This window comes from Candidatus Baltobacteraceae bacterium (genome assembly GCA_036489885.1).
GTDB lineage: Bacteria > Vulcanimicrobiota > Vulcanimicrobiia > Vulcanimicrobiales > Vulcanimicrobiaceae > JAFAMS01.
In genome coordinates, this window is record DASXEW010000004.1 from 1 (window position 1) to 24,575 (window position 24,575).

Here is a 24,575-nt window from a genome sequence, read left to right on the forward strand (position 1 = left end):
ATGCCGAGACCGATCTGCGGTACGCTGCGGAGAAGGTTCGGGCCGGCGCGCATTTTTTGACGACGCAGTTGTTTTTTGACAACGAACGCTATTTCACGTTCGTACAGCGCGCGCGCAGCATGGGAATCACGGTTCCGATTCTTCCGGGCATCATGCCGATCACCGACTACCGTCAGATCCAGCGCTTTACCGAGATGTGCGGATCGGAGATCCCGTTCCGTTTGCGCTCTGAGCTAGAGCGCCGCGTGGACGAACCCGAGGCCGTCGTCGATCTCGGCGTTGCATATGCCACGCTGCAGTGCGCTGATTTGCTCGCGCGCGGTGCACCGGGCATCCACTTTTACACGCTGAATCGCTCGCCGGCAAGTCGCGCCGTGTGCTCGGCACTTCGTGCCGCAAACCGCTGGCCGCTGTCCCTCGACTCCGCGCCTGCAGGCGCTACTCTCGGGATGACAACTAAGAAGTAACCGTCTCGTAATCTACCTCGCGTAGTATCGCGGCATGGGCGAGCTCGATGCGTTGCTACGGCAGGCATGCGTGGTCTGTGCGGTGCTCGCGTTGCCCGCCGTCGTCGTTGCCACGATCGTCGGCACCGCGGTTGCAGTCTTGCAAGCCGCGACGCAAGTTCACGAACAGACGCTGACGCTGCTGCCGAAATTGCTGGCGATCGGCGCGCTCGTCGTAGTCTTCGGTGCCTTCGGGTTACGACTCTGCAGTGGTCTGTTCGAGGCCGCCGTCAGCGCGCTTCCGGCGCTGGTTCACGGAGCGTGACGGCGACGCTGCTTGCGGTGTTCGCGCGCGCGATCGGCTTCTTCGTGCGCGCACCGGGATTCTCGCGAGCCAACGTCCCGGCCAGCGTTCGCGTGCTGTTTGCGTTCACACTCGCCATTGCGGTTGCGCCGAGCGCCGGAAACCTTCGCGAGCACTCGGCCGCGGCGTTTCTCGTACTTCTTATGGGCGAGGCGTTGACCGGCGCGGTCTTCGGGCTGGGCGCAACGCTTGTCTTCGAGGGGTTTTCGGCCGCCGGACGTCTTCTCGACGATCTCGTTGGGCTGCGCGCGAGCGTCCCGGGAGTAAGCGTTGCGCCGGCTGGTTTCGGCGGCTTGTGGCTGCTCGTTTTCATCGCTGCGTACTTTGCACTTGGTGGAATCGATGCGCTGATCGTAACCTTTGCGAAGACATTTCTCGCGGTTCCGTTAGGAGCCGCGATCGACGCGCATGCACTACGCAGCTTCGGCTTCGCGTATGCGCCGCAATTCGCGCGCATTACGCTGCAGCTCGCAGCACCGGGCATTTGCGTGGCCATCTCCATTCAGGCCGGATTGGCCGTGCTGACGCGCGTCATCCCACGCTTCGGGAGCTTGTCGCTCGCGTATCCGCTCGCGTATGCTGCCGTGCTGCTCGTCGCATTCATCTCGCTCGGAAACGTTCGTGACATGGCTTCGCGTTGAAATCATTTGAGCCGACCCCGTCCAGACTCGAACGCGCGCGGCGCGAAGGCGATCATCCGGTCTCGCGCGATGCCGTCTCGGTCGCGTCGTTCTGCGGTGCGCTGCTCGGTTTTTCGGCCGTGTTGCCCGTCGTGCGAGCCGGCTTCCTCGAGGGCATGCACGCGATTGCGAATCCCGGCGATCTGGCTCGCATCATGAGGGCGGGCTTCATTGCCGTCGCTGCGACGGGAGCCGGCAGCGCTCTTGCCGCGGCGCTGGCAACCGTAGCGCAAACGCGTGGGATTTCGATGCGGCCCTTACCATTTCGACTCAATATCAGCCCACCGCTTGGTATCGAGGCCGCACACGGCGTGGCGCGCAGCACGCTCTCCGCTCTGGCGTGTCTGGTAGTCATTGCATGCGCGATCAAACCGGTTCCTAGCGCAATCGGGCGCGCGATCGAAGGCGTGGTCGCTGTCGGCATCGTTGCAGCAATCGTGGACGTCCTCGTCGTGCGCAAAGGCTGGCGACGCCGCTTGCGGATGACCTTCGACGAGCTACGCCGTGAAATGCGCGAGAACGACGGTGATCCGCAAGCGCGCGCACGCCGCCGTCGCCTGCATCGATTGGTGATACGCGGTGCGCTGCGAAACGTTCGTCGCGCAACCTTCGTCGTCGTCAATCCAACGCACATCGCGATTGCGTTGCGCTATGTTACGGGTGAGATGCCGGTGCCGATGATCCTGGTTCGAGCCGCCGGCGACGGCGCACTGCGCGTGAGAAAGCTCGCGGCGGAGTTGCGCATACCGCTTATCGAGGACCCGCCGTTGGCGCGCCGGCTCTTCGCGCATGATGCGCTTGGCCCGATACCGCCCGAAGTGTACCTCGCCGTCGCACAGATCATCGCGGCATTGCAGCGAGAAGAGTGATGCGTTCGACATACGCATTCGCCGGCGTGGTCCTCGGCATCGTCTTTGTACTCGTCGTTCCGCTGCCGCCGCCGCTGCTCGACCTGCTTCTCGGCGTCGACATCCTGGCTGCAGCGCTCGTGCTGCTGGTAGCGATTCGTGTCGAGGAACCGCTTCAATTTTCTGCGTTCGCGCCCGCACTACTGGTTGCAACGCTTTATCGTCTAGCGCTCGATGTATCCGCGACGCGGCTGATTCTCTCGCACGGCGACGAGGCGGGCGGTGTCGGTGCCGTCATCCCAGCCTTTGGGTCGTTTGTCGTGGGTGGAAGCCCCATCGTCGGACTGATCGTGTTTGCAATTCTGATTACGATTCAATTCGTCGTCGTCGCCACGGGTGCGCAGCGCGTGGCCGAGGTTGCCGCGCGGTTCACGCTCGATGCGATGCCCGGCAAACAGATGGCGATCGATGCCGAGGTGCACGCCGGCGTTCTCGATGCGGAAGCGGCGCGCGCGCGTCGCGCACGGATCCAAGCTGAGGCCGATTTCTATGGAGCCATGGACGGCGCCGGAAAGTTTGTAAAAGGCGATGCCGTTGCCGCGCTCGTTATCGTCCTTTTGAATCTCTGCGGGGGAATCGCGATCGGGCTCACCCATGGCCTCGCGCCCGCCGACGCGTTCGCACGCTACGCGATTCTTTCGATTGGGAATGCGCTCGTAACGACCTTACCTGCATTCTTGATTTCGGTCGCAATGGGTCTGATGGTGACGCGGGTTGCCGTCGAGCGTTCGCTCGGGAGCGATCTGGCACAACAGTTGCTTGCGCGGCCCGATGCCTTGCGCGGAGCAGCTGCGCTCGTCGGAATTCTGGCCTTCGTGCCGGGGCTGCCCGGGCCGCTCTTTGCCACGCTCTCCGGGGCGGCATTTCTTGCTGCCCATTTCGCGCAGCGTCGGGCGCGCGACGAGAATACGTCCACGCGAAAGAAACATTCCGATGCGCGCCGCGTTGCGTTGCGTCGTCCGGAAAGCGCGCTCGGTTTGGTTGGAGTCGATGCGATTGCAATCGACGTCGGTGCGGACTTGCTCGCGCTGCTCAAACCGCCGCATGACGAAATGCTGCTCGACCGGATTGGAGAAATTCGCCGCGCCCTTGCAATTGAAATCGGAATCGCAATTCCCGGGGTACGCCTGCGGGATGATCTCACGCGCGAGAGAGACACGTACGCAATTCGCGTGCATGATGCCGTTGCGGCCGTAGGTCGCTTACGGCTTGACCGTCTGCTCGCCGTGGGCAACGACGAGCTTTTAGCCAGCGTCGCCGGTGATGCCGCTCGCGAGCCCGTCTATGGCCTCGCCGCACGCGCAATCGATCCTGCGCTTCGAGGCGACGTTGAAAAGCAGGGCCTGATCGTCTTCGATCCGATTTCGATTCTGGGCTCGCATTTGGCGGAGGTCGCGCGCCGCCACGCTGCCGAGCTTTTCGGTCGCCAAGAGTTTGCGACGCTGCTCGAACATCTTCGCGCCGTAGCACCGGCGCTCGTCAAAGAGATCGGCGAAGCGATCCCCGTAGCACTTGCACATCGCGCGTTCGTGCTGCTCTTGCGCGAGAAGATGTGGCCGCGCGATCCGCTCGTTGCGCTGGAAGCCCTCATCGATGCGGGCGGTACGCGTGAACCGCGCGATCTCGCCGAGGCGATTCGCAGGCGCATCGTACCAGTCGAGCTGCGACGTCGTAATCGCGTGCCGCATGTGCTCGTGGCTGCGCCCGACCTCGAGGAGACGTTGCTATACTACGACGATCCGGAGCTCGGCGTCGCGCCTGATCCCGGTTTCGCGCTTGGTTTGCGCGCTGCGATCGTCGCCCACGCCGACCGATTCGCGCACGCCGGCGCAATCGTCACGGGCTCGCGTGCGCGACCCTTACTCAGCGAGCTTGTCGTTCGGTGGGGACTGGAAGTCGAGGTATTCTCTTACGCTGAGCTGCCGCGCGAAATGCCGCTCGAACCGATCGGAACGCTCGTCGTCGAACACGATGGACAGAGTCCGGTGACGGTCAACACGCAGTCGATCTCGGAAAATCCGCGCGTCGAGCCGATCGCTGCGGCGAGATCCGCAAGTCCGGGCGCGGTGATGTTGACGAGCTGACCGCACTTTGTACACAACAGGTGATGATGTTTTTCGAGCACGGCTTCGAAGCGTGCCGCTGAACCTGCATGCGAAAATACTTGCACGAGGCCAAGTTCGCGCAGAATGTCGAGCGTGCGGTAGATCGTTCCAAGGCTAACGCCGGGAAGCTCTTCTCGAACGCGTTCTAAAATCGTTTCGGCAGAAAGATGTGCTGCGCCATCCAGGGCGCGCAGAATCGCGGCGCGCTGCTTCGTCAGACGATACTTCGTCTGAAGAAGGCCGGCGTCGACCCCCTTAACATCCACCATCTCAAGCGCCCTCATTCACGGTTTGACCCGGGATGCCGACCCTGCTACAATCTTGCGGTTCTCCCCTTCCCGCTGGCGGAAAATGTGGTCTAGATTCAAAAATCCCGTGAAGGCGGCACTGCTGCTCGTCTTCGTCGCCCTTTGCGTTTGGGCGATTCTGCCCGTGCAACAGAAAATACGATTGGGTCTCGACCTGCGCGGAGGCGTTCAGGTCATTTTGCAGTTGCAACCCACAAAAGAGGTCCCTGCTATCACGAGCCAGGTGCAGAGCCAGGTCGTGCAGGTCATCGACAATCGTATCAACGGCTTGGGCGTAACGGAGCCGCAGATCACGCGCGTGGGCAACGATCGGATATTGGTCGAGCTTCCGGCGGTGAAGAATCCCGACGAAGCGATTCGCGCGCTCAAAGACGTCGCGCACCTCGAATTCAAGATCGTGCCGGAGCAAGTTGCGACCCGCGCGTATGCAGCGCAAACCTCGGGCAAAGATCAAGCCTATATTCAAGGAAGCGTCGAGAAGCCGTCGCCGGCGTTCCTCGCCAGCGGTGCGACCATCTATAGCGGTGCCGAGCTGAAGGGCGCTCAGGCCTCCTACGATCAAAGCGGCCACCCGAAAATCGACTTTCAAACGAAGAATCCCGGCAAGTTCGATTCGCTGACGCGCAAGTATTTGCATCAAAACCTCGGCATCTTCTTGGATGGCGGCTTCGTTTCGTCGCCCGTGATTCAATCGCCGATCGGTGAAAGCGGCGAGATCACCGGCAACTTCACGGAAGACGATGTCGTACGCATCGCAAACGAGCTCAACGCCGGTGCGTTGCCCGTCCCCGTCGTGATCATCTCGGACGACACGATCGGTCCGGTACTCGGTCAGCTCGACTTGACGGAATCGCTGTATGCTGCGGCGCTCGGTCTCGGCCTCGTCCTGGTATTCATGGTCATCGTCTATCGGTTACCGGGATTGCTCGCCGACTTGGCACTTGTCGTATACGTCGTCGCCTTGTTGGCGTTGCTCGCAGTCAATAAAGCGACGCTCACGCTTCCCGGCATCGCCGGCTTCGTTCTCTCGATCGGTATGGCGGTTGACGCCAACGTTCTGATTTTCGAGCGCCTCAAAGAAGAGTTGTGGGCCGGGAAGACGTTGCGCGCCGCAGTCCGGACCGGATTCGCGCGCGCCTTTACGACGGTTTTCGATAGCCACGTGACGACGATCGTCGGCGCGGGCGTTTTGTTTTTGCTTGGAACCGGAACGGTGAAAGGCTTCGCATACACGCTCTTTTGGGGAACGGTATTCTCGCTGGGTACCGCCGTCTACATCACGCGCTTCTTTATGGATGTCGTCGTCGATACCGACATCGTGACGTCGCCTGCCGCATACGGTGCGAGTGCGGGTGACATCGCCGCCGTGAAAGCCGGAGCCTAGCGTGTTCTTCCGGCGCCTGAATTGGAACATCGTCGGCTGGTTCCGCATCGTCTCGGCGATATCGTACGCCGTGATCGCGGCGGGCCTCATCACAATGGGCGTCCATTGGCATAATACCGGCGCACCGCTGCGCCTCGGTCTATCGTTCACCGGCGGAACCGATCTGACGCTGAAATTCGATAAGAGCGTCACGCAAGCGCAGATCGCCTCGGCTCTCTCGACGGTCGGCGTCGGTGACGAGCGGATCAACACGCTCACCAAGTCGGGAGATCTCCCGGATTCGCGCTGGAGCGTCGAGACGCAAACCGATTTCGGCAACGACACCGCAAAACTGTGGACCGCACTCGCCACGGTTGGGACAGTCGACCGCGCGCAATCCTCGATATCGACGGTCGGACCGACGCTATCGCACGAGTATCTGCTGCACGCGCTCTACGCGCTCGTTATTGCGATCACGATCCAATTCATCTATATCGCGTTCCGCTTCGGCTGGAATTACATCTTCGGGCTCGTGGCGATCATTGCGCTCGTTCGCGATTCGCTGATGATGATCGGTATCTATGCGATCGCCGACAAGCGCGTCGACGACGCGTTTTTAGCTGCGGTTCTGACCGTCATCGGCTACTCGGTCATGGATACGATCGTCATTCTCGACCGGATTCGCGAGAACACGAAGGTCATGGACGGTGAACCGTACGAGCGGATCGTCAACACGTCGATCTTGCAGACGATGACGCGCTCCGTGAATACACTGGCAACCGTCGTCATCACGCTGGTCGCGCTTCTGGCGCTTGGCGGAGCGTCGCTCAAGAACTTCGCATTTGCGCTGCTGGTCGGTATTTGCTCCGGCGGCTATCACTCGATCTTTTACTCGGCGCCCCTGGTTGTTCGGCTGCGCAAGCAGCAGGTGGAACGCGCAGAGCGGCGTCGCGCGCTCGGCCTTAGCGCGCCGGTCTCGCGTCCGCGTACGGTTGCCGAGGCCAAGGCGCAGGCGTCACGGACTGCAATAGAACGCGAAGCGATTCTGGCTGCGCGCAAAGAGCGCAAGGAAAAGGAAAAGGTCGATCCAAGTAGCGGCCCGCGGCAAACACGCTACAAGAAGCGTCGCATCGTGACGGCAGCTACGGAAACGATCGAGCCCGAGATCGATCCGCTCGATGCGCAACGCGCCGGCCTGCACGACGAAGCGCTCGAGCAAGGCCATGAGGAGATAAAACTCAATCTCGAAGAGACCGAGTAAGTCTCTTCCACCTCCGACGCCGTCCGAGGCTGCATTCGAGCGGCTCCTTACGACGTTTGATGAAGAAAAAAGCGAATCGAGTGCGTTCGTCGACGCGCTTTTCGCAAAGTCGGGGCAGTTTCTCGACCGCGACCGTTATGCGAACATCGGCGATTCCGCGGAGTTCAATACTAAGCTCGCGGGCGTGAGCTTCGAAGGGCGTCAAGATATCGTCGCCGGCATCCGGCCCGGGGCCACGCTCGAGCTGCGGCGGGAACCCGGCAACAAGTTTGACGCGAATGCGATCGCAGCGTTCTACGGGGGCTTGCAGCTCGGTTTCTTGAATCGGAGTCTCGCGCAGAAGCTTGCGCCGCTCATCGACGCCGAAGGGCGCCGTTACGGCGCGGAAGTTACAGACATAACGGGCGGTGGCGCAGGACGTTCGTTTGGTGTCAATGTGAGAGTGAGACGCAGCGATCTCATTCGAAAGCGCGCGCGTGCCTTTCCGGCTGCCGGCCCCCCGCGACATGACGACGTCGTACGCGCACTGATCGGGACGCATCCGCTGCGCGAGTCGCAATCACTGGTCATCGATCGCGTCGAAGGTGGACGTAACACGCTTGCCGTGATGGGGACCGGCCGCGGCAAGTCATTCTGCTTTCAATATCCCGCCGCGATTCGCGCACTCGAACGCGGAGCGAAGACGCTCGTCATCTACCCGCTACGTGCGCTCGCGAACGATCAGTTCTCGGCGCTCGAGCGTAAACTCGGCGACCTCGGCATACGAATGTTTCGTGCAAACGGCGCGATCGACGGCGAAGAGCGGGCTGAGCTGATGGCGGCGCTGGAAAGCGGCGAATGGGATATCGTCTGCTCGACGCCCGAGTTCATCGAGTTTCACATCGAGCGCTTTGCCACGCCGCAAAGCCGTCCGTCGCTGCTCGTGATCGACGAAGGCCATCATGTCTATGAATCGACGCACCGGCCCGCATACGCGAAACTTCCGGAGAAACTTCCGAAACTCGGGATGCCGCAGGTGCTGGCGCTGACGGCGACCGCCACCGACGCCGCATTCGATCACATTCGACGCGAACTCGGCATCGACGCTTGGGTGATCGATGCGACGATCCGCGAAAACCTGCACGTCGTCGACGCGCGCAATACCAGCGCGAGGGAAGCCTATCTGATCGACGTCCTGCGCAACGGCGGCAAGGGCATCGTGTACTGCAATTCGCGCAGCGGCGCAACGAATGTGGCCGAGAAGCTGCGCGTGGCGCTTGGCAACGAGGTCGCGTTCTATCACGCCGGCATGGGCTCGGCCGATCGCGCCATGGTGGAAAACTATTTCCGTGAAGGCGATCTGCGTGTCGTCGTCGCTACCTCGGCGTTCGGCGAGGGCATCGATCTCCCGGACGTGCGCAACGTCTTTCTCTATCATCTGAGTTTCGATTTCACGCAGTTCAACCAACAAGCGGGGCGAGCCGGGCGTGACGGCGCCGATGCCAACGTCCACCTTCTTTTTGGAGAGACCGATAAAGGGCTCAACGAATTTCTGATTGATTGCGATGCGCCGAGGCTCGAGACGTTGCGCGAGATATACCGTTCCCTTCGCGGCATTGCACGGGACGGGATCGCGCGCGTCGACAATGAGACGGTCGTCGCGAGCCTGAATCTGCGCAACGTTCGGGCATCGACCATAGGCTTCGCGCTCCTGATCTTTGCAGATGCCGGTCTGGCGGAGGTCGGCACCGATGATGACGGGCGTTTCATTCGAATCCTCGACGTCCCCGGAAAAATCGACTTGACGCAGAACGCGCGATTTGCAGAAGGCGAAGCCGAACGCGAGAGCTTTGCGCGCTTCTGCTCGCTCGTGCTCGCGGAATCTCCGGAAATGCTCGAACGGATCATTAATCGCCCCATCTATCCGCAAAACGCCAAGCTCGTCGAATAGCAAGAGAAGAGGTAGGGATGCATTCGAACGCAACGGTCATCGATTCGTCGATCTACCGCGACATCTTCAGCACGCCCGCGATGCGCGCCGTATGGTCGGATGAACGACGCATTCAGGCCTATCTTGACTTCGAGAGAGCCTTAGCCGTCGTGCAAGGCCGGCTCGGCATCATTCCACCGAACGCGGCCGCCGAGATCACAAAACATTGCACGGCCCAGGCGATCGACTTTGAAAAGCTGAAGACGGCCACCGAACGCGTCGGCTTTCCGATCATGCCCGTCGTGCAGCAGCTCACGGCAGCTTGCGCCGATGGCCTCGGGCAATGGTGTCACTGGGGCGCGACGACGCAAGACGTCACCGACACGGCGACGGTCTTGCAGATGCGTTCCGGACTCGAGCTGATCGAGCGCGACATGCACGCCGTCGTCGATGCGCTCGCAAAGCTCGCGCGTGCGCATCGCGAGACTCCGATGGTTGGCCGCAGCCATCTGCAACAGGCCGTTCCGATGACGTTCGGCTACAAAGTTGCCGTGTGGCTTTCGGGGTTCCATCGTCAGGTGGAAAGGCTCGCTGAAATGAAGCCGCGCGTCTTGATCGGGGAGCTTGGCGGCGCGGTCGGGACGCTCGCAACGCTGAAAGAGCGCGGCTTCGAAGTTCAAGACGCGGTGATGGATGAGCTTGGGCTCGGGCGGCCGCCGATTGCCTGGCACGCGATGCGCGATACGATCTGCGAAGTCGGCAATTTCCTCGGACTCCTGTGTGGCTTGCTCGAAAAGATCGCGCTCGACGTCAAGCTGATGATGATGACGGAACTCGGCGAAGTTGCAGAACCGGCGGGTGGCGGTCAGCGTGGCGGTTCGAGCACGATGCCGCAAAAACGCAATCCGATCTCGTGCGCGTACATCACGGCCTGCGCGGCCGTCGTGCGCCAGCATGTTGCCGGACTGCTCACCGCAATGGGCTCCGACCTCGAGCGCGCTACGGGGCCGTGGGAGGTTGAGTGGCTCGTGCTGCCTGAGATTTTTTGCTTGACAGCCGGAGCGCTCGCGCAAGCCAAATTCATGCTCGATGGTCTCGAAGTCCATCCGAAGAGCATGCTGAAGAATTTGCAGATCACGGACGGTCTGATCAATACTGAGAACGTCATGATGGCGCTCGGTCCGAAGATGGGACGCGAGATCGCGCACGACAAGATCGCCGAAATTTGCGTCGCCGTTGCGAACGGCAAGGGACGGTTGATCGATCTCCTGGCTGCGGATCCCGAGATCGCGAAGATCTTCGATCGTGCGGCGCTCGAGAAATTGCTCGATCCGCGCAGCTACGTTGGTTTATCGGCCGCGATGGTCGATCGAGTTCTCGCCTTGTCATCCCGAGCGTAGAGGCGCAAAGCGCCCCGTAGTCGAGAGACCGCGAAAAATGCTTAAGCGATGATGGTTTCTGTCCCTCGACTACGCGCCTGCGGCGCTACGCTCGGGATGACACTCTGGCCGCGCAACGCCTGGATTTCCGCGTCCGATAGGCCGAGGTCACGCTTCAATAACCGCGCCGTGTCGGCGCCGACTTCCGAGGGTCCAGGTACGAGCGTGGCCGGTTCCGAGCGCAAGAATTCGGGTTGCGCGCGCATCATGCGCAGCGCGCCGAAGGTCGGATCTTCGACTGTAACGTAGGATTCGCGAAACTGGATCTGCGGATTGTCGAAGATCGTTTGAATCGTTTCGAGCGGTCCGATTGCGCAGCCGAGCGGAATCAAGGTGTCGAGAACGTCTGGTCGCGTGCGGACTTTGCACCAGGCTTCGATCGCACGATTGAGCGCATCGCCGTTTTTGATTCGATCCGTATTCGTCTTGAAGCGCGGATCCTTCGCCAGCTCGTCGCCCCCGATGGCGTGAATAAACCGTTCGGCGATCGATTGGGAGCTGCCGGATAAGGCGACCCACAAACCGTCGCTGCACGCAAACGCGCCGCGCGGCGCCGTGAACTCGAGCTCGTTGCCTTTGCGAATCGCAACATGGCGCGTTTGATCGTAGTCCATCATGTGCAGCTCGGTGAGCTTCATTGCGGCTTCGTAGATTGCGCAGTCGATGATCTCGCCTTCGCCTGAATCTCGCGCGCGAAGGTAGGCTGCGAGAACTGCGCTCGTCGCCAACATCGCCGCCATCGTGTCGGCGAGCGCGAAGGGTGGAAGAAGCGGCGGACGGTCTTCCCAACCGGTAACCGCCGCGATTCCGGTCATCGCTTCGGCGAGTGTTCCGAAACCAGCGCGGTCGCGATATGGACCTTGTTGTCCGAATGCCGTCATGCGCAACACGATCAAGCGCGGATGTTGCGCGAGAAGTTCGTTTGGATCGAGATTCCAACGCTCGAGCGTACCGGGCCGGAAATTTTCGATCAAAATATCGAACGTTCCGAGCCAGCGTCGAAAAATTTGCTGCGCTTCAGTTTTATGAAGATCGAGTGCGACGCTCGCTTTGTTGCGCGAAAGCGTTTTCCAGTAAATCCCTTCGCCGTGCTTCTCCGCGCCGAAGTGTCGCGCGGGATCGCCTTTACCCGGTTGCTCGAGCTTGACGATTTCTGCGCCGTAATCGCCGAGTTGCGTTGCACACAGTGGTCCTGCGATCATCGTTGCGCAATCGAGGACGCGCACGCCGCGGAGCGGCCGAGGGGCTGCTTTGGAAGCCATAAGCCGGAATTCCAAGGGCTCGCGGCCAACCTCCTTGGCGAGTGAATTACTTCCTGCGGCGGCCGATCTTTGCATCGGTTTGCTCGCTCTTTATCGTGTTGGTCGGGTTGATCACGATCCCGGCGCTTCCGATCTCTCAGTATCCGCAAATCGCGCCGCCGACCGTCACCGTCACCGCGACATATGTCGGCGCAAGCGCGGAGACGGTCGAGCAAACCGTTACGATCCCCCTGGAAGAAGCGATCAACGGCACTGAGGGCCTGCGTTACATCAGCTCGCAGAGCACGAATAACGGCACGGTCACGATTACGTGCACGTTCTCGCTCGATACGAATCTCGATATCGCCGCGACCGACGTACAGAATGCTGCGAACAGCACGCTCGGCGTCCTGCCGCTGGCAGTACAGCAGACCGGACTTGTTATCAAGAAGAACTCCGGCTCGTTCGTGATCGCGTTCGGCCTTTACGCCACCGATCCGAGCGTCAGCCGGCTCTTCATCGCCAACTACGCCGACATCTATTTGGTCGACGCGCTCAAACGCATCAAAGGTGCGGGCGACGTGCACACGTTCGGCGATCGCCGGTACGCGATGCGCGTCTGGATCGACCCCAAGAAGTTGAATGCGCTCGGACTCACCGCCCTCGATGTCACCAATGCGATCGCAGCGCAGAACGTGCAAGTCCCGGCCGGTGCGTTCGGCATGCCGCCGATTCCGAACGATACGCCGTTCCAGATCCCGATCGACGTCAGCGGCCGCCTAGCCGATCCGGCGCAGTTCGGCAACATCATCGTGAGGACGACGGCAAACGGCGGCTTCGTACGCATGCGCGACGTCGGTCACGTCGAGCTCGGTGCGCAAGATTATTCAACCGAGCTGCGCTTCAACGGCCGCCCGTCGGTCGGCATCGCGGTGCTTCAGCTGCCGAGTGCGAACGCACTCGATCTCTCGCAGCGCGCGCGCGTGACGATGGCCGAGCTCTCCAAACATTTCCCGCCCGGTATGAAGTACGGCCTGGCTTTCGATTCGAGCGAGTTCGTCCGCGAGTCGATCAAGGAAGTCTTGATCACGCTGCTGATGGCGATCGCGCTGGTCGTCATCGTGATCTTCTTGTTCTTGCAAGATTGGCGCACCACGCTGATCCCGGCGATCACGATCCCGATCTCATTGATCGGAACCTTCTTTTTAATGAAGGTCTTCGGTTTCACGATCAATACGCTCACGCTCTTCGGCTTGACGTTGGCGACCGGACTCGTCGTTGATGACGCGATCGTCGTCATTGAAAACATCGCGCGTTTCATCCAAGACAAAGGCATGGAACGCATGGAGGCCGCGCAGCAGGCGCTCAAAGAGATCTATGGCGCCGTCATCGCGAGTTCGCTGGTGCTGCTCTCGGTCTTCGTTCCGGTCGGTTTCTTTCCGGGAACGACGGGACGGCTTTATCAGCAGTTCGCGCTGACGATCGCATGCGCGATCGGCATCTCGCTATTCTGCTCGCTGACGCTCACGCCGGTGCTCTCGCGCTTGTTGATCAGCTCCGAAGAAGGCTCGCACGGCCGATTCTTCGATATCATCAACGCCGTCATTCAGTGGATGCGGACGGCGTACGATCGGACGCTCGTGCCGACGATGCGGCACGGCAAAGTCGTCGGCGCGCTCTTCGCAATCGGGTTGCTGGTAACCGGATACGTCTTTACGCGCACGCCGACCGCGTTCATTCCGGACGAGGACGTCGGCTATTTCTTCGTCTTGTTGCAGGCTCCGGATGGGTCGTCGCTACCCCATACGTCATCGGTCGCGCTCAAAGCCGAGCAGGTCATTCGTGCGGAGCCCGATGTGCTCGATCTTTTCAGTATTCAAGGTTTCAGCTTCGTAGGACAGGGCCCGAACTTCGGATTGATGTTCGCGCATCTCAAACCGTGGGGCGAGCGGCCTGGTGCGCAGCACACTCTAGCCGCGATCTTGCGCCGCTTGAACGCCAAGCTCTCGCAGATTCCCGAGGGATCGATCGTAGCGTTCAATCCGCCGGCAATTTCCGGCGTCGGTAACGTCGGCGGATTTCAGTTCGAGCTGGAGGATACCGGCAACATCGGCCTTTCGGCACTAAGTGCGGCGGCGAAGCAATTCGTTCGCAGCGCGAACCAAGATCCGAACCTACGCTCGATCTACACGACCTTCCATGCGAATGCTCCCGAATTAGTCGTCGACATCGATCGCGACAAGGCGCAGCAAATCGGTGTCTCGATTGCGGACGTGTTCAGTACGCTTGCGATCTACATGGGATCCGACTACATCAATGATTTCACGTATCTCAACCGTTCGTTCCGCGTCTACGCTCAGGCCGATACGTCGTACCGGCTCTCGCAGCTAAACTTCCAACGAATTTTCGTACGCTCGTCCGGCGGCGGTTCGATTCCCCTTTCGGATATCGTTAGTGTGCATCCGGGTCTGGCAGCGCCCGTCATCACCCACTACAATCTCTTCCGCAACATCGAAGTGCTCGGACAAGCAGCGCCCGGTCACGGCAGCGGCGATGCGTTGGCTGCAATGGAACGTGTGGCGAAGAATCTGCCGGCCGGCGTTCAGTACGAATGGACCGGTATCGCGCTCGAAGAGACGACCGCCGGCGGGCAGTCGCTGATGATCTTCCTCTTAGGAATTCTCTTCACGTTTCTCGTGCTCTCGGCGAAATACGAGAGCTTCACGGAACCGCTGATCATTCTGTTCACCGTTCCGCTTGCGATTCTGGGCGCGTTGATCGGACTCTGGACACGCGGCTTCGCGAGCGACGTCTACGCGCAAGTCGGCTACGTTATGTTGATCGGGCTCGCGAGCAAGAACGCCATCTTGATCGTCGAGTTCGCGAATCAGCAGCGTGAGCTTGGAAAGACGCCGGAAGAAGCCGTCAAGATGGCAGCCGAGATTCGTCTGCGCCCGATCTTGATGACGTCAATCGCGTTCATTCTTTCGGTCGTACCACTGGTCGTTGCGACCGGGGCCGGCAGCCACGCGCGCAATTCGCTGGGCACCGTCGTCTTCTTCGGGATGGTGCTCTCGACGATTCTCAATTTGTATGTCATCCCGGTGCTCTATGTGTTCATCGTGCGGCTCTTCAGCCGTAAGGACGGGGATCGTCCCTTGCGTCCGCTCGGCGCATTGCGTGCGCGCTTCGCGAACGGCAAGAACGGTAACGGTCATGGAGTTGTCGTCCCAACTGAAACTGAGGGACACCGATAATCGAAACGACGCACAGCTCACGCGGCGACGGCATCGAACAGATTCGGCTGCCGATGACGGATCATGCGCTCAAGTACATCAATGCGTACTTGATCGAGGGCGACGACGGCTACACGCTCGTCGATTGCGGATGGGGACTGCCCGAAGTCTTGCAGACGCTTGAAGACGCGCTGAGCGACCTCGGCAAGAGCATCGATCAAATCTCGTGGGTGATTGCGACCCATTATCATACCGACCACTACGGGATGGCCGGCACGATCGCCGAGCTTGGTGGTGCAAAACTGATGATGCATCCGGCCGATTGGGCAATTCTTGATACGCGCTTTCGGCACATCGAATCCGATTTGCAGCGGCGCGATGCGTGGCTGGCAAGTAACGGATTTTCAATCGAAGGCCACGCCGCGGAAGATCGCGGGCGGCTCTTCGCTCGGCGCTACACGCTGAAAGCCCCCGACCGGGAACTTGCGGACGGCGAAGAGCTGCGCATCGGAAGTCATCGCTTTCGCGTCGTGTGGACGCCGGGTCATACGCCCGGACATATTTGCTTGTATGACGACGAGCGCAAGGTATTGCTGAGCGGCGACCACGTGCTTCCACGAATTACGCCGCACATCGGTTTTTGGCACGCGGACGACGGCGATCCACTCGGAATGTTTCTGGAATCGCTTCGCAAAGTAGCGACTCTCGGCGCGAAGAGCGCACTGCCCGCGCACCGCGAACCCATCGATGATCTTCCGGGGCGGATCGAAGAACTGATCGCCCACCACGCCGAGCGCGAAACGCAACTCCAGAATGTTCTGAGCGGACTCATGACGGGTACGGAGGTGGCGTCGCAGCTCACATGGCGAAGGAACCTGAGCCGCTTCGAGGATCTACCGGCAAGCGAACGGAGCTTTGCCCTTGTTGAGACGTTGGCTCATCTCGAACACCTTCGCGCAAATGGCAGCGTTGAGAAAATTCAGCAAGCAGGTATGTACCGGTATCGGCGCACGTAGACTCGCAATACTCGTCGTTCTGGTAGCCTTCGTTCACGCGCCCGTCCCAGCGCAAGCGCAAACCACTCCCGAGCCGGCTCCAACTCCGCTGACTGCGACGCCGCTACCATCTGTGAGTCCGACACCCGCGCCGTTCTTGGTGGCCCAACCCGTGAGTTTTACGCTTACGGTCGGCGGAAGCCAGGACGTGAAGATTCTCGGCGCGACCGGCGCGCTGACCGCGCAACTCTCAAACCCGATTGCGCAAGTCACGGTCGATCAAACGACGATCCACGTCATCGGACAGCAGCTGGGTGCAGCAACCTTGCACATCATCGATCAAGCCGGCGCATCGGTCGACGTGCAAGTGCGTGTCGGTCCGCCGGCCGGAACAGTTCCCGCGACGCTGTCGCTGACCGTTACCGGATCGCCGGCCGGCCCTCAATTCTTGATGCGGCAAATCCAAGCTGAGCTCGATCGCGCAATTCGCCCGACACTCGTTGCGGGCGCGTCAATTGCTTATGGACCTTTGCCGCGCGATCCGCCGCCGTTGCAACCCGAAGGCGTCGCGAACGTTGCAATCCCGGTTACAGTCGCGGGTTCCGAAGCGACTGCGACGGTAACGGGCATCACGAGCGTCACGGTGACGAACATGACGCTTGTGCCGGCACCACCGGTGCAACTCTTCTACGATGACGATCCGGAATACGTCAGCGGACTCGGCGTGCTTTTTAGCGGTACGGTTACGGTCGATAAGCCGACGCGACTTTATTACTATCATGACGACTTGAATCTGCCGAAAGACATCGCGATCGTCATCAGCTCGGATGGCGAGAGCCAAGTTCAAGTAATTGACGCCGACGGCGGTCCCGATCTCGACGTCATGAGCGTCGGTCATCTCGTTTCAAAAGCGTTTATGCTGGCGGAGCCGCGCAACGAGGGAATCGTCACCAGCGTTACGCCGGCGACGCCGTTCATATTACGCAACTCGATGATACTGGCGGGTGAGCTCGTTGCGGGAGCGGCTGATGTTCGCGTAGTCGGTGGTGCCCCGGTGACGGTCAGTGTTATCGCGTACCCGGCCGGAGACGACTGGCACAAATACACAGCGGGATTCGCATCGCCCGACGGGCACCATCGGCGCGGAACGTTCGATCTCGGTGGCTTCGGAATTCAGTCGCTGACGTACAGCGTCGGAGGACCGGATGTGACCTACGAGTACGGTACGCGTGACACGACGCCACGTAACCTCGATCCGAGCGGCCCCGGGCACGACTACGGTGACTACGGCGTCATTCATCGTATTACGTTCGACATCGACAATCCCGGAAATACGCCGCAGACGCTCTATCTCTATGAGAAGCCGCTTGGCGGGCCAACGCGAAGCACGTTCATCGTCGACGGACAGATCAAGGAGCTCGGTTGCGTGCGCGTTCCGCAGCGCTATCAAGTCATGGCGTACACGATGCCGCCGCAACAGCAAGCTGCATCGACGGTTATAACGATGACGGAAGGCGGCTCGAATTACCCGATTGAGATCGGGATGACGAGTACGGCGCCGCTTCCGGCGGTTCCACCGCAAAGCGCGCCCGACGGGTGTTTCCCGAAACCATCGCCTTCGCCAAGTCCGTTGCCAAGCGAAACGCCATCTGTGGAACCATCCCCATCGTCCTCGCCATAGCCACGTCGCGCCACGGACAAAATGACAGCCGTCCTGCGACATGGTGTTCCAAATAGCGAACGGCGGCCTACTCTGAACTCCGGAAAGCCCGCACTCCACACATAACGGCTCGGAGGAAGAATGTCCAAACAACCGTTGGCGCGAGCATTCAGTTTGCTCGCGGCATCATTTTTTTTGCTTAGCTCGCTATCGATAACGCCGACATCCGCTGCCGGCACGGTCAAGGTAGGCGTGCTGCACTCGCTGAGCGGCACGATGGCGATTAGTGAAGTCACCGTCAAGAACGCGACACTGTTGGCGATCGATGAGATCAACGCCAAAGGCGGCGTCATGGGCGAGCAGATCGAGCCGGTCGTCGAGGATGGCGGTTCCGACCCAGCGATTTTTGCGCAAAAAGCTCAAAAGCTCGTCCAACAAGACAAAGTCGTCACCGTTTTCGGCGGCTGGACGTCGGCGAGCCGCAAGGCAATGTTGCCCGTTTTCGAACGTTTCCACGGATTGCTATGGTATCCGGTTCAGTTCGAAGGCAACGAATGCTCGAAAGACATCATGTATTCGGGAGCGCAGCCGAACCAGCAGATTCTTCCCGCGCTCGATTGGGCGAAGTCTAAAGGATATAAGAGTTACTTCCTTCTCGGTTCGGACTACGTCTTTCCGCGGACGGCGAACCTGATCTTGAAGAAGCACATCGTGCACGACGGGCTCACCGTTGCCGGCGAAGAGTATGTACCGCTCGGCGGCACCGACTTCAGCGCGATCGTCAACAAGATCAAGCTGGCGCAGCCGTCGATCATCTTCAATACGCTCAACGGCGACAGCAACGTATCGTTCTTTAAGCAAATGGCCGCCGCCGGGCTCACGGAATCCAAACTTCCCGTGATGTCCTTCAGCATCGCCGAACCCGAAGCAAAGTCCATCGGGCCGTCGTTGCTGCAAGGCAGCTATGCGGCATGGAACTATTTCGAAAGTCTTCCCGATCCGGTCAACAAGAAGTTCGTCGCCGCATATCATGCCAAATATCCCGATCAACCGATCGACGACCCGATGATACACGGTTATCTCGACGTCTATACGTGGGCGGCCGCAGTCGAAAAAGCCAAGAGTTTCGATATCGACAAAGTTCGAAAGGCCGCGACAGGGCTGAAGTATTCCGACTATGGGATGGGCGAAACGAAGTTCGCTGCCAACCAAAGCCTGGTCCAGACAGGATTCGTGGGCGAGCTCTTGCCCAGCGGACAGTTCAAGATCATCTGGCAATCGAAGGGACCGATCGCGCCGGTGCCTTACGATCCGCTCTCCTTCCCGGGCAAGGTCTGCTCGGTCTAAAAGGCACCATATCGCGATGAGCGAGTCCGTTCTCGTTGCAGGTCAGCTTTTCAATGGGATTAGCGTCGCCTCGATTCTCCTCTTGGCGGCGCTCGGACTCGCTCTGAGTTTTGGGTTAATGCGTGTCATCAACATGGCGCACGGCGAGATGTTGATGATGGGCGGCTACATCGCATACGTGTGCACGCTGCTTTTCGGAAAGAGCACCGGTTTTCTCATCGGTTTGGTCGTCGCGTTTTTCGGCGCCGCCGCGTTTGGTGCGCTGATGGAAGCGACGCTCATCCGAAAGCTCTACGGGAGGCCGCTTGACACGCTTCTCGCGACGTGGGGCGTGAGTCTCATCTTACAACAGGCTGCGCGCAGTATCTTCGGCCCGATCGGCGTCGAGGTGACTGCGCCGTCGTGGCTTGCGGGATCATTAGCCATTGGAGGCACGGCATTGACCGGGCTTTCGATCCCGCTCGTGCGCGTCTTCATTATCGTCGTAGCGGCGATCGTGTTGGGCGGCGTGACACTGCTGATCATGCGCACGAGGCTTGGAATGCTCGTGCGCGCGGTGCATCAAGACCGCGGAATGGCGGACGCACTCGGCGCGGACACGCGTTGGGTGGACCTTTGCGTGTTCTCACTCGGCACCGGCATAGCCGGATTGGCGGGTGCAGCGCTCACCTTGATTGCGCCGGTCACACCGACGGTCGGCCAAGGTTATATCGTCTACGCATTTCTCGTCGTCATCTTAGGCGGTCTCGGTAGCCTCGCCGGAACGCTGGCGGCAGCCGTAATCGTCGGGCTGTTCTCGGCGACGGCACAGATCGTCACCAGTCAAAGTTTCTCCGACGTGCTGTTGCTCGTCTTCGTTATTGTCTTCATTCAATTCCGGCCGCGCGGTATCGCGTCGTCGCGCTCGAGGGCGCTCGACGAAGCATGAACATCCCGCGCAAAGAGCTTTTGTACCCGGCCCTGTTTGTAATCGCGGCATGCGCGCCGTTGTATCTTTCCGGATACGAAGTCACGATACTCGGCAGGTTCTTAGCGTTCGCGATTCTCGCGCTCGGCATCTCGCTGATCTGGGGGACGGGTGGAATCCTCAGCCTTGGACAGGGTTTGTTCTTCGGTCTCGGCGGTTACGTGCTGGCGATGTATCTGAAGCTTTCAGCCGCTGGTCCCGGCCAACTACCCGACTTCATGGAATGGAACGGCGTCTCAACGCTCCCTTGGTGGTGGGAGCCGTTTCGCTATCCGGCCGTCGCGCTGGCAGCGGTCATCGTCGTCCCCGGCGCGGCAGCTCTCGTACTTGCGTTCCTCGTATTCCGGCGTCGCGTCAGCGGCCCGTACTTCGCAATCATCACACAAGCGCTCGTCTTGGCTGCCGCAACACTGATCATCAGCCAGCAGCCGTACACCGGCGGATTCAACGGGCTGACGAACTTTAGCGACGTTTTTGGATTGCAGCTCACGGATCCGAAAACGCAGCTCGCACTCTATTTCGTGACGCTCGCGATCCTCGCGGTCGCTTTCTACGTTTTGCGCTACATCATCCAATCACGTTTTGGACGGCTGCTCCTTGCGATTCGCGACGGTGAGAACCGCGTGCGATTCCTCGGCTATAATCCAGTTCCGTTCAAGATGATCGCATTCGCGATCGCAGGTGCGCTTGCGGGAATCGCGGGTGCGCTCGTGACGCTCAGCATCGGCGACATCTCGCCGGCAATGTTCGGCGTCGTCCCCTCGATCGAAATGGTCATTTGGGTTGCGGTCGGCGGCCGCGACAGCTTGCTTGGCGCGATCGTCGGGACGCTGCTCGTCAATTTCGGAAAGGATTGGATCAGCAGCGCGTTTCCGAACGCGTGGCTGTATATCGTCGGTGCGCTCTTCGTCGTTGTCGTGACCGTTGCGCCGCGTGGGCTCGTCCCGCTCGCGCAGGTCGCCGCCGTTCGCGTTGCCGCATTGATGAAGCGCCGTCCACGCGTGGAACCCGCAATCGAATGAGCGGCTCGGATCGGTCGCTCCTGCTCGTCGACGGTTTGACGGTCTCGTACGAAGGCTATAAAGCGCTCGACGACGTTACGTTTGGCGTCGAAACCGGCGCCGTGCACGTTCTGATCGGGCCGAATGGTGCGGGCAAGTCCACATTGCTGGATGCGATCATCGGCCGCGTGCGTCCGACGTCCGGACGTATCATGTTCAAGGGCGAAGACATCAGCGCGCTGCCCGAACATGAAATCGTTCGGCGCGGCATCTGCCGCAAATTTCAAACGCCCGGGGTGCTCGAGGCGCTGAGTGTAGGCGAGAATCTCGCCGTGGCGGCGACCCACAACCGAGGCGCGCTGCGAGCGCTGGGGACATTTACGCTCAACGGTTCGCGCGCCCGGGTCGACGAAGTGCTCGAGACGATCGGCCTGGCTCCAAAGCGCGACTATCTTGCCGCACATCTTTCCCACGGGGAGAAGCAATGGCTCGAAATCGGGATGGTCGTTGCCTCGAATTCGGATTTGCTGCTGCTCGATGAACCTGCCGCAGGCATGACCCATCGCGAAGCGGAGTTGACGGCGCAATTGATTCGCTCGCTTGCGGGCCGTCACGCGTTCGTCGTTATCGATCACGACATGGACTTCGTCGGATATCTTGCTGCGCCGGTCAGCGTGCTGCACATGGGACGATTTCTGGCGCACGGTACCATAGAAGAAGTGCGTCGCAATCCGCAGGTCGCGGCCGTCTATCTCGGACGCGAGAACGTGGCATAGCGTGCTGAACCTAGAACGCGTCGGCGCGGCATACGGTGAAAGCCAGGTCCTCTCCGGCGTGGATCTTACGGTCGGCGCCGGCGAAGCCGTGACGCTGCTCGGCCGCAACGGCGTCGGGAAAACGACACTGCTGCGTTCGATTATCGGACTGCACCGCAACAACCAGGGCCGCGTCCTTTTCGACGACGGTGATGTGACGTCGATGCAGCCGCATCGCCGTGCGCGCATCGGTATCGGATACGTTCCGCAAGGTCGCGGCATCTTTCCGCATCTCACGGTCGAGGAGAACCTTGCGATGGGCGCGTCCGCGCTGACCGGCCGCCCCAAGCGTTCCGACTCGGTGCTCGATCGCGTCTTCGGGCTCTTTCCGACCCTATCGCGCGTTCGAGCTCGAAAGGGCGGCGTCCTAAGCGGTGGCGAGCAACAACAGCTGGCGATCGGGCGTGCGCTCATCGGCGAGCCGCGTCTTTTACTCCTCGACGAGCCGACTGAAGGCATTCAGCCTTCGATCGTTCAGGAAATCGAGGCGGCGCTGGCGTCGATTCGTAAAGACTTCGGAGTCGCTGTATTGCTTGTCGAGCAGCATCTCGACTTTGCATGGTCGATTGCGGAACGCTACTACGTGATGCAGCGAGGTGCAATCGTGCGCACAGGAAGCACGCGGGGTGAAAGCCCAGACGACGTGGCTTCGCTTCTCAGCGTATAACGGCCGCGGCCGCGCGTTGCAAGGCGAGATCGAGTGTCCATAAGTTGCAGCGTGAAATGATGGCGGACGCGAGTAGATGGCAATCGATCCAGCCGACGCCTTGACTCCAAAGAGCGCGGTTTTCGACGAGATGCAACACCTCGTCGTGATGTGCAACGTTCGTCCTCGGTAAAACTGCAAGATCGGCGAGGATCCGGCGTCGATCCGGCAACGCACCGCACGCGAGCTCGCCGATTACGAATGGATGGGTTAGCACCGTGTCGTCTTCGAGTAAGTCTTCGAGCTTCGAATTCCCGCGGCGAAAGTAGTCGATCCAAACGGACGTGTCGACGAGGGTCACCGCTTTGCAGGCGACTGCCTACGCCTCGGTATAGGACGGGCTTGAGGCATGGTGCCTCCAAGCTGCATCAAGCGCCGTGCCGCTGCGCGCTCGACGAGCATCCTCAAGCCCGCGTGTACAAGGGCCGTCTTCTCCTGAATGCCAGTCAATTCGCGAGCCCTGTCAACCAACTCGTCATCAAGTATCAGTGTGGTTCTCATATGCATCAGTATGCATAGATTATATACATGACGCAATCCCCAAGGAAGCGAGGGCGTATTAGGCGACGAGCGCGTCCGTCAAGCGACCGGCATCGACGGCTTTCCAAAAGGCGTTGGCAGTCTCGGTCATCTGGGGAACCCACGGATCGATCTGATTCTCGCGAATCGGCGCGTGAACCGTCGGACCAACCGCGTCGCTGTAGCTGACGCCGCCATAGGGTGCAAATTCGCGGCTCTCGCGATGCGCCAGCACCGAGCTGCGAACCGACGCAGCCGCCGCAGTTGCATCGTCGCGTACCTTTTGCGGAAGACGCGCGTCGCTCGCGAGCTTGTCGTAGAGCGCGATCGCCGGCCGGTCGGCGCGCCATGGAAGCGTCTGCTTTTCACCGCGCGCCATCCCTTGCACGCTGCGTTCATCCGCGCGAACGTGCGGTGCGAGCTCCGGATTTCTTTCGATCGCCGCGGCGAGATCGTCGTCAAGCGTTTTCACGGCCGTGCGGATCTGCGCCGTTTTTTCCGGCGACGTATCCAGGACAGAAAAGGAAGCGGCCGGCGCAAAGACCTCACTTCCGATCGTATAACGCGCGCCCATTGTTGCGGCAACGATGCTTTGAGCCATCGCTTGGGGATCCTCGAGGTGCTGCGCGATTGCCGAAGCGACGGTCGTCGGCACGCCCGGCGCGATCATAATTTCGTTGCTCGCAGCGAGGCGTGAGACGCCCGCGGCCGAGAGTGCATCGGCGAAGCCGAGTGTCCCCATTAGGCACTGGTTTGCGACCACACCATCGACTTTGCGATCTGCGTCCTCGGGATGAGCGTTCGCGTGCATTGCAGTCCCGTCCGCAATCGCGCCCGCGATGTCCCGCTCGCTCATCATCGAACCGTGCGATGCGCTCTCGAGTCCTCCGCCGTCGCCGCCGCCGTGATCGACCAGCTCGATCCAAGTTTGTTGCGCACCGCTCAGCTGTGCGCGGTCGAGCGTACGCGCAACGAACGCGGCGAGATTCTCGCGGCTCGACGGATCGTGCGGCGTCTCGACCTTCACGTCGGTCGCGGCCCCGTCGCGGATCAGGTAGCTCTCGGTTCGAAGCGCGCCTTCGTGAAGAAGACCGCGCCGCGACGTCGTATCTTCGACGACGAATTCAATCGATGAGTCGCGGTCGCTAACGTTCAACGCCTGATTGATCACGAGTGCCTGCTCGTGATCGAGATTGTTGTCACCGTCGCGGTAAATGCCGAACTCGAGCGCAGCCGGCGCGATAGACATGAAGATCTCGCTTTCTGTAGCAGGATGCGTACGTGCCGCGGAGTCCATGGATGGAC

At 60.6% G+C, this 24,575-nt stretch carries 20 protein-coding genes; 17 read left to right on the plus strand and 3 right to left on the minus strand.

Features of this window, described 5'->3' with window-relative positions; translation table 11 throughout:
- From VGG22_16605 to pcaB, 9 genes are all read left to right on the plus strand, one after another.
- The coding region (locus tag VGG22_16605; protein ID HEY1729991.1) for a methylenetetrahydrofolate reductase at nucleotides 1-467 on the plus strand (467 nt) is incomplete at its 5' end.
- A gap of 34 nt (nucleotides 468-501) precedes the next feature.
- Nucleotides 502-771 (plus strand): flagellar biosynthetic protein FliQ, encoded by a 270-nt coding sequence (locus tag VGG22_16610; protein HEY1729992.1) that lies wholly within the window; start codon nucleotides 502-504, stop codon nucleotides 769-771.
- Nucleotides 768-1,451 (plus strand): flagellar biosynthetic protein FliR, encoded by a 684-nt coding sequence (locus VGG22_16615; GenBank protein ID HEY1729993.1) that lies wholly within the window; start codon nucleotides 768-770, stop codon nucleotides 1,449-1,451. The genes VGG22_16610 and VGG22_16615 overlap by 4 nt, the downstream gene beginning before the upstream one ends.
- The gene (locus VGG22_16620) at nucleotides 1,448-2,359 is read left to right on the plus strand and encodes an EscU/YscU/HrcU family type III secretion system export apparatus switch protein (protein HEY1729994.1); all 912 of its coding nucleotides are present in this window, start codon (nucleotides 1,448-1,450) and stop codon (nucleotides 2,357-2,359) included. Before VGG22_16615 ends, VGG22_16620 begins: the two co-directional genes overlap by 4 nt.
- On the plus strand, nucleotides 2,359-4,482 hold the full coding sequence (locus VGG22_16625; GenBank protein ID HEY1729995.1) for a flagellar biosynthesis protein FlhA: 2,124 nt from the start codon (nucleotides 2,359-2,361) through the stop codon (nucleotides 4,480-4,482). Before VGG22_16620 ends, VGG22_16625 begins: the two co-directional genes overlap by 1 nt.
- A 396-nt stretch (nucleotides 4,483-4,878) precedes the next feature.
- The gene (secD, locus tag VGG22_16630) at nucleotides 4,879-6,195 is read left to right on the plus strand and encodes a protein translocase subunit SecD (GenBank protein ID HEY1729996.1); all 1,317 of its coding nucleotides are present in this window, start codon (nucleotides 4,879-4,881) and stop codon (nucleotides 6,193-6,195) included.
- Between the two features lies 1 nt (nucleotide 6,196).
- On the plus strand, nucleotides 6,197-7,435 hold the full coding sequence (gene secF / locus VGG22_16635; GenBank protein HEY1729997.1) for a protein translocase subunit SecF: 1,239 nt from the start codon (nucleotides 6,197-6,199) through the stop codon (nucleotides 7,433-7,435).
- A 145-nt stretch (nucleotides 7,436-7,580) separates the two neighbouring features.
- Nucleotides 7,581-9,365 (plus strand): DEAD/DEAH box helicase, encoded by a 1,785-nt coding sequence (locus tag VGG22_16640; GenBank protein ID HEY1729998.1) that lies wholly within the window; start codon nucleotides 7,581-7,583, stop codon nucleotides 9,363-9,365.
- Nucleotides 9,366-9,382: 17 nt separating this feature from the next.
- Nucleotides 9,383-10,744 (plus strand): 3-carboxy-cis,cis-muconate cycloisomerase, encoded by a 1,362-nt coding sequence (gene pcaB, locus VGG22_16645; GenBank protein ID HEY1729999.1) that lies wholly within the window; start codon nucleotides 9,383-9,385, stop codon nucleotides 10,742-10,744.
- Nucleotides 10,745-10,785: 41 nt separating this feature from the next.
- Here pcaB and VGG22_16650 read toward each other — a convergent pair whose 3' ends face one another.
- Nucleotides 10,786-12,120, minus strand: coding sequence for a CoA transferase (locus VGG22_16650; protein HEY1730000.1), 1,335 nt, complete (start codon nucleotides 12,118-12,120; stop codon nucleotides 10,786-10,788).
- On the opposite strand from VGG22_16650, the gene VGG22_16655 reads away from it, so the two are divergent.
- From VGG22_16655 to urtE, 8 genes are all read left to right on the plus strand, one after another.
- Entirely contained in the window at nucleotides 12,087-15,281 is a 3,195-nt protein-coding gene (locus VGG22_16655; protein ID HEY1730001.1) for an efflux RND transporter permease subunit, read from the plus strand. The two genes, VGG22_16650 and VGG22_16655, sit on opposite strands and share 34 nt — an antisense overlap.
- 53 nt (nucleotides 15,282-15,334) lie before the next feature.
- Nucleotides 15,335-16,276, plus strand: coding sequence for an MBL fold metallo-hydrolase (locus VGG22_16660; protein ID HEY1730002.1), 942 nt, complete (start codon nucleotides 15,335-15,337; stop codon nucleotides 16,274-16,276).
- Nucleotides 16,221-17,936: a hypothetical protein gene (locus VGG22_16665; GenBank protein ID HEY1730003.1), complete on the plus strand. Its 1,716-nt coding sequence runs from the start codon at nucleotides 16,221-16,223 to the stop codon at nucleotides 17,934-17,936. Before VGG22_16660 ends, VGG22_16665 begins: the two co-directional genes overlap by 56 nt.
- A gap of 120 nt (nucleotides 17,937-18,056) precedes the next feature.
- Nucleotides 18,057-19,262, plus strand: a complete 1,206-nt coding sequence (urtA, locus tag VGG22_16670; protein HEY1730004.1) for an urea ABC transporter substrate-binding protein — start codon at nucleotides 18,057-18,059, stop codon at nucleotides 19,260-19,262.
- A 16-nt stretch (nucleotides 19,263-19,278) separates the two neighbouring features.
- Nucleotides 19,279-20,190: an urea ABC transporter permease subunit UrtB gene (urtB, locus tag VGG22_16675; GenBank protein ID HEY1730005.1), complete on the plus strand. Its 912-nt coding sequence runs from the start codon at nucleotides 19,279-19,281 to the stop codon at nucleotides 20,188-20,190.
- A complete protein-coding gene (gene urtC, locus VGG22_16680; GenBank protein HEY1730006.1) occupies nucleotides 20,187-21,251 on the plus strand; it encodes an urea ABC transporter permease subunit UrtC in 1,065 nt (354 codons plus the stop codon). The genes urtB and urtC overlap by 4 nt, the downstream gene beginning before the upstream one ends.
- Nucleotides 21,248-22,006: an urea ABC transporter ATP-binding protein UrtD gene (urtD, locus tag VGG22_16685; protein ID HEY1730007.1), complete on the plus strand. Its 759-nt coding sequence runs from the start codon at nucleotides 21,248-21,250 to the stop codon at nucleotides 22,004-22,006. The genes urtC and urtD overlap by 4 nt, the downstream gene beginning before the upstream one ends.
- A 1-nt stretch (nucleotide 22,007) precedes the next feature.
- Nucleotides 22,008-22,712, plus strand: coding sequence for an urea ABC transporter ATP-binding subunit UrtE (gene urtE, locus VGG22_16690; protein HEY1730008.1), 705 nt, complete (start codon nucleotides 22,008-22,010; stop codon nucleotides 22,710-22,712).
- On the opposite strand, the gene VGG22_16695 is transcribed toward urtE, so the two are convergent.
- Nucleotides 22,702-23,052, minus strand: a complete 351-nt coding sequence (locus tag VGG22_16695) for a PIN domain-containing protein (protein ID HEY1730009.1) — start codon at nucleotides 23,050-23,052, stop codon at nucleotides 22,702-22,704. The two genes, urtE and VGG22_16695, sit on opposite strands and share 11 nt — an antisense overlap.
- Nucleotides 23,053-23,310: 258 nt before the next feature.
- On the minus strand, nucleotides 23,311-24,519 hold the full coding sequence (locus VGG22_16700; GenBank protein HEY1730010.1) for a hypothetical protein: 1,209 nt from the start codon (nucleotides 24,517-24,519) through the stop codon (nucleotides 23,311-23,313).
- Nucleotides 24,520-24,575 lie beyond the last annotated feature (56 nt).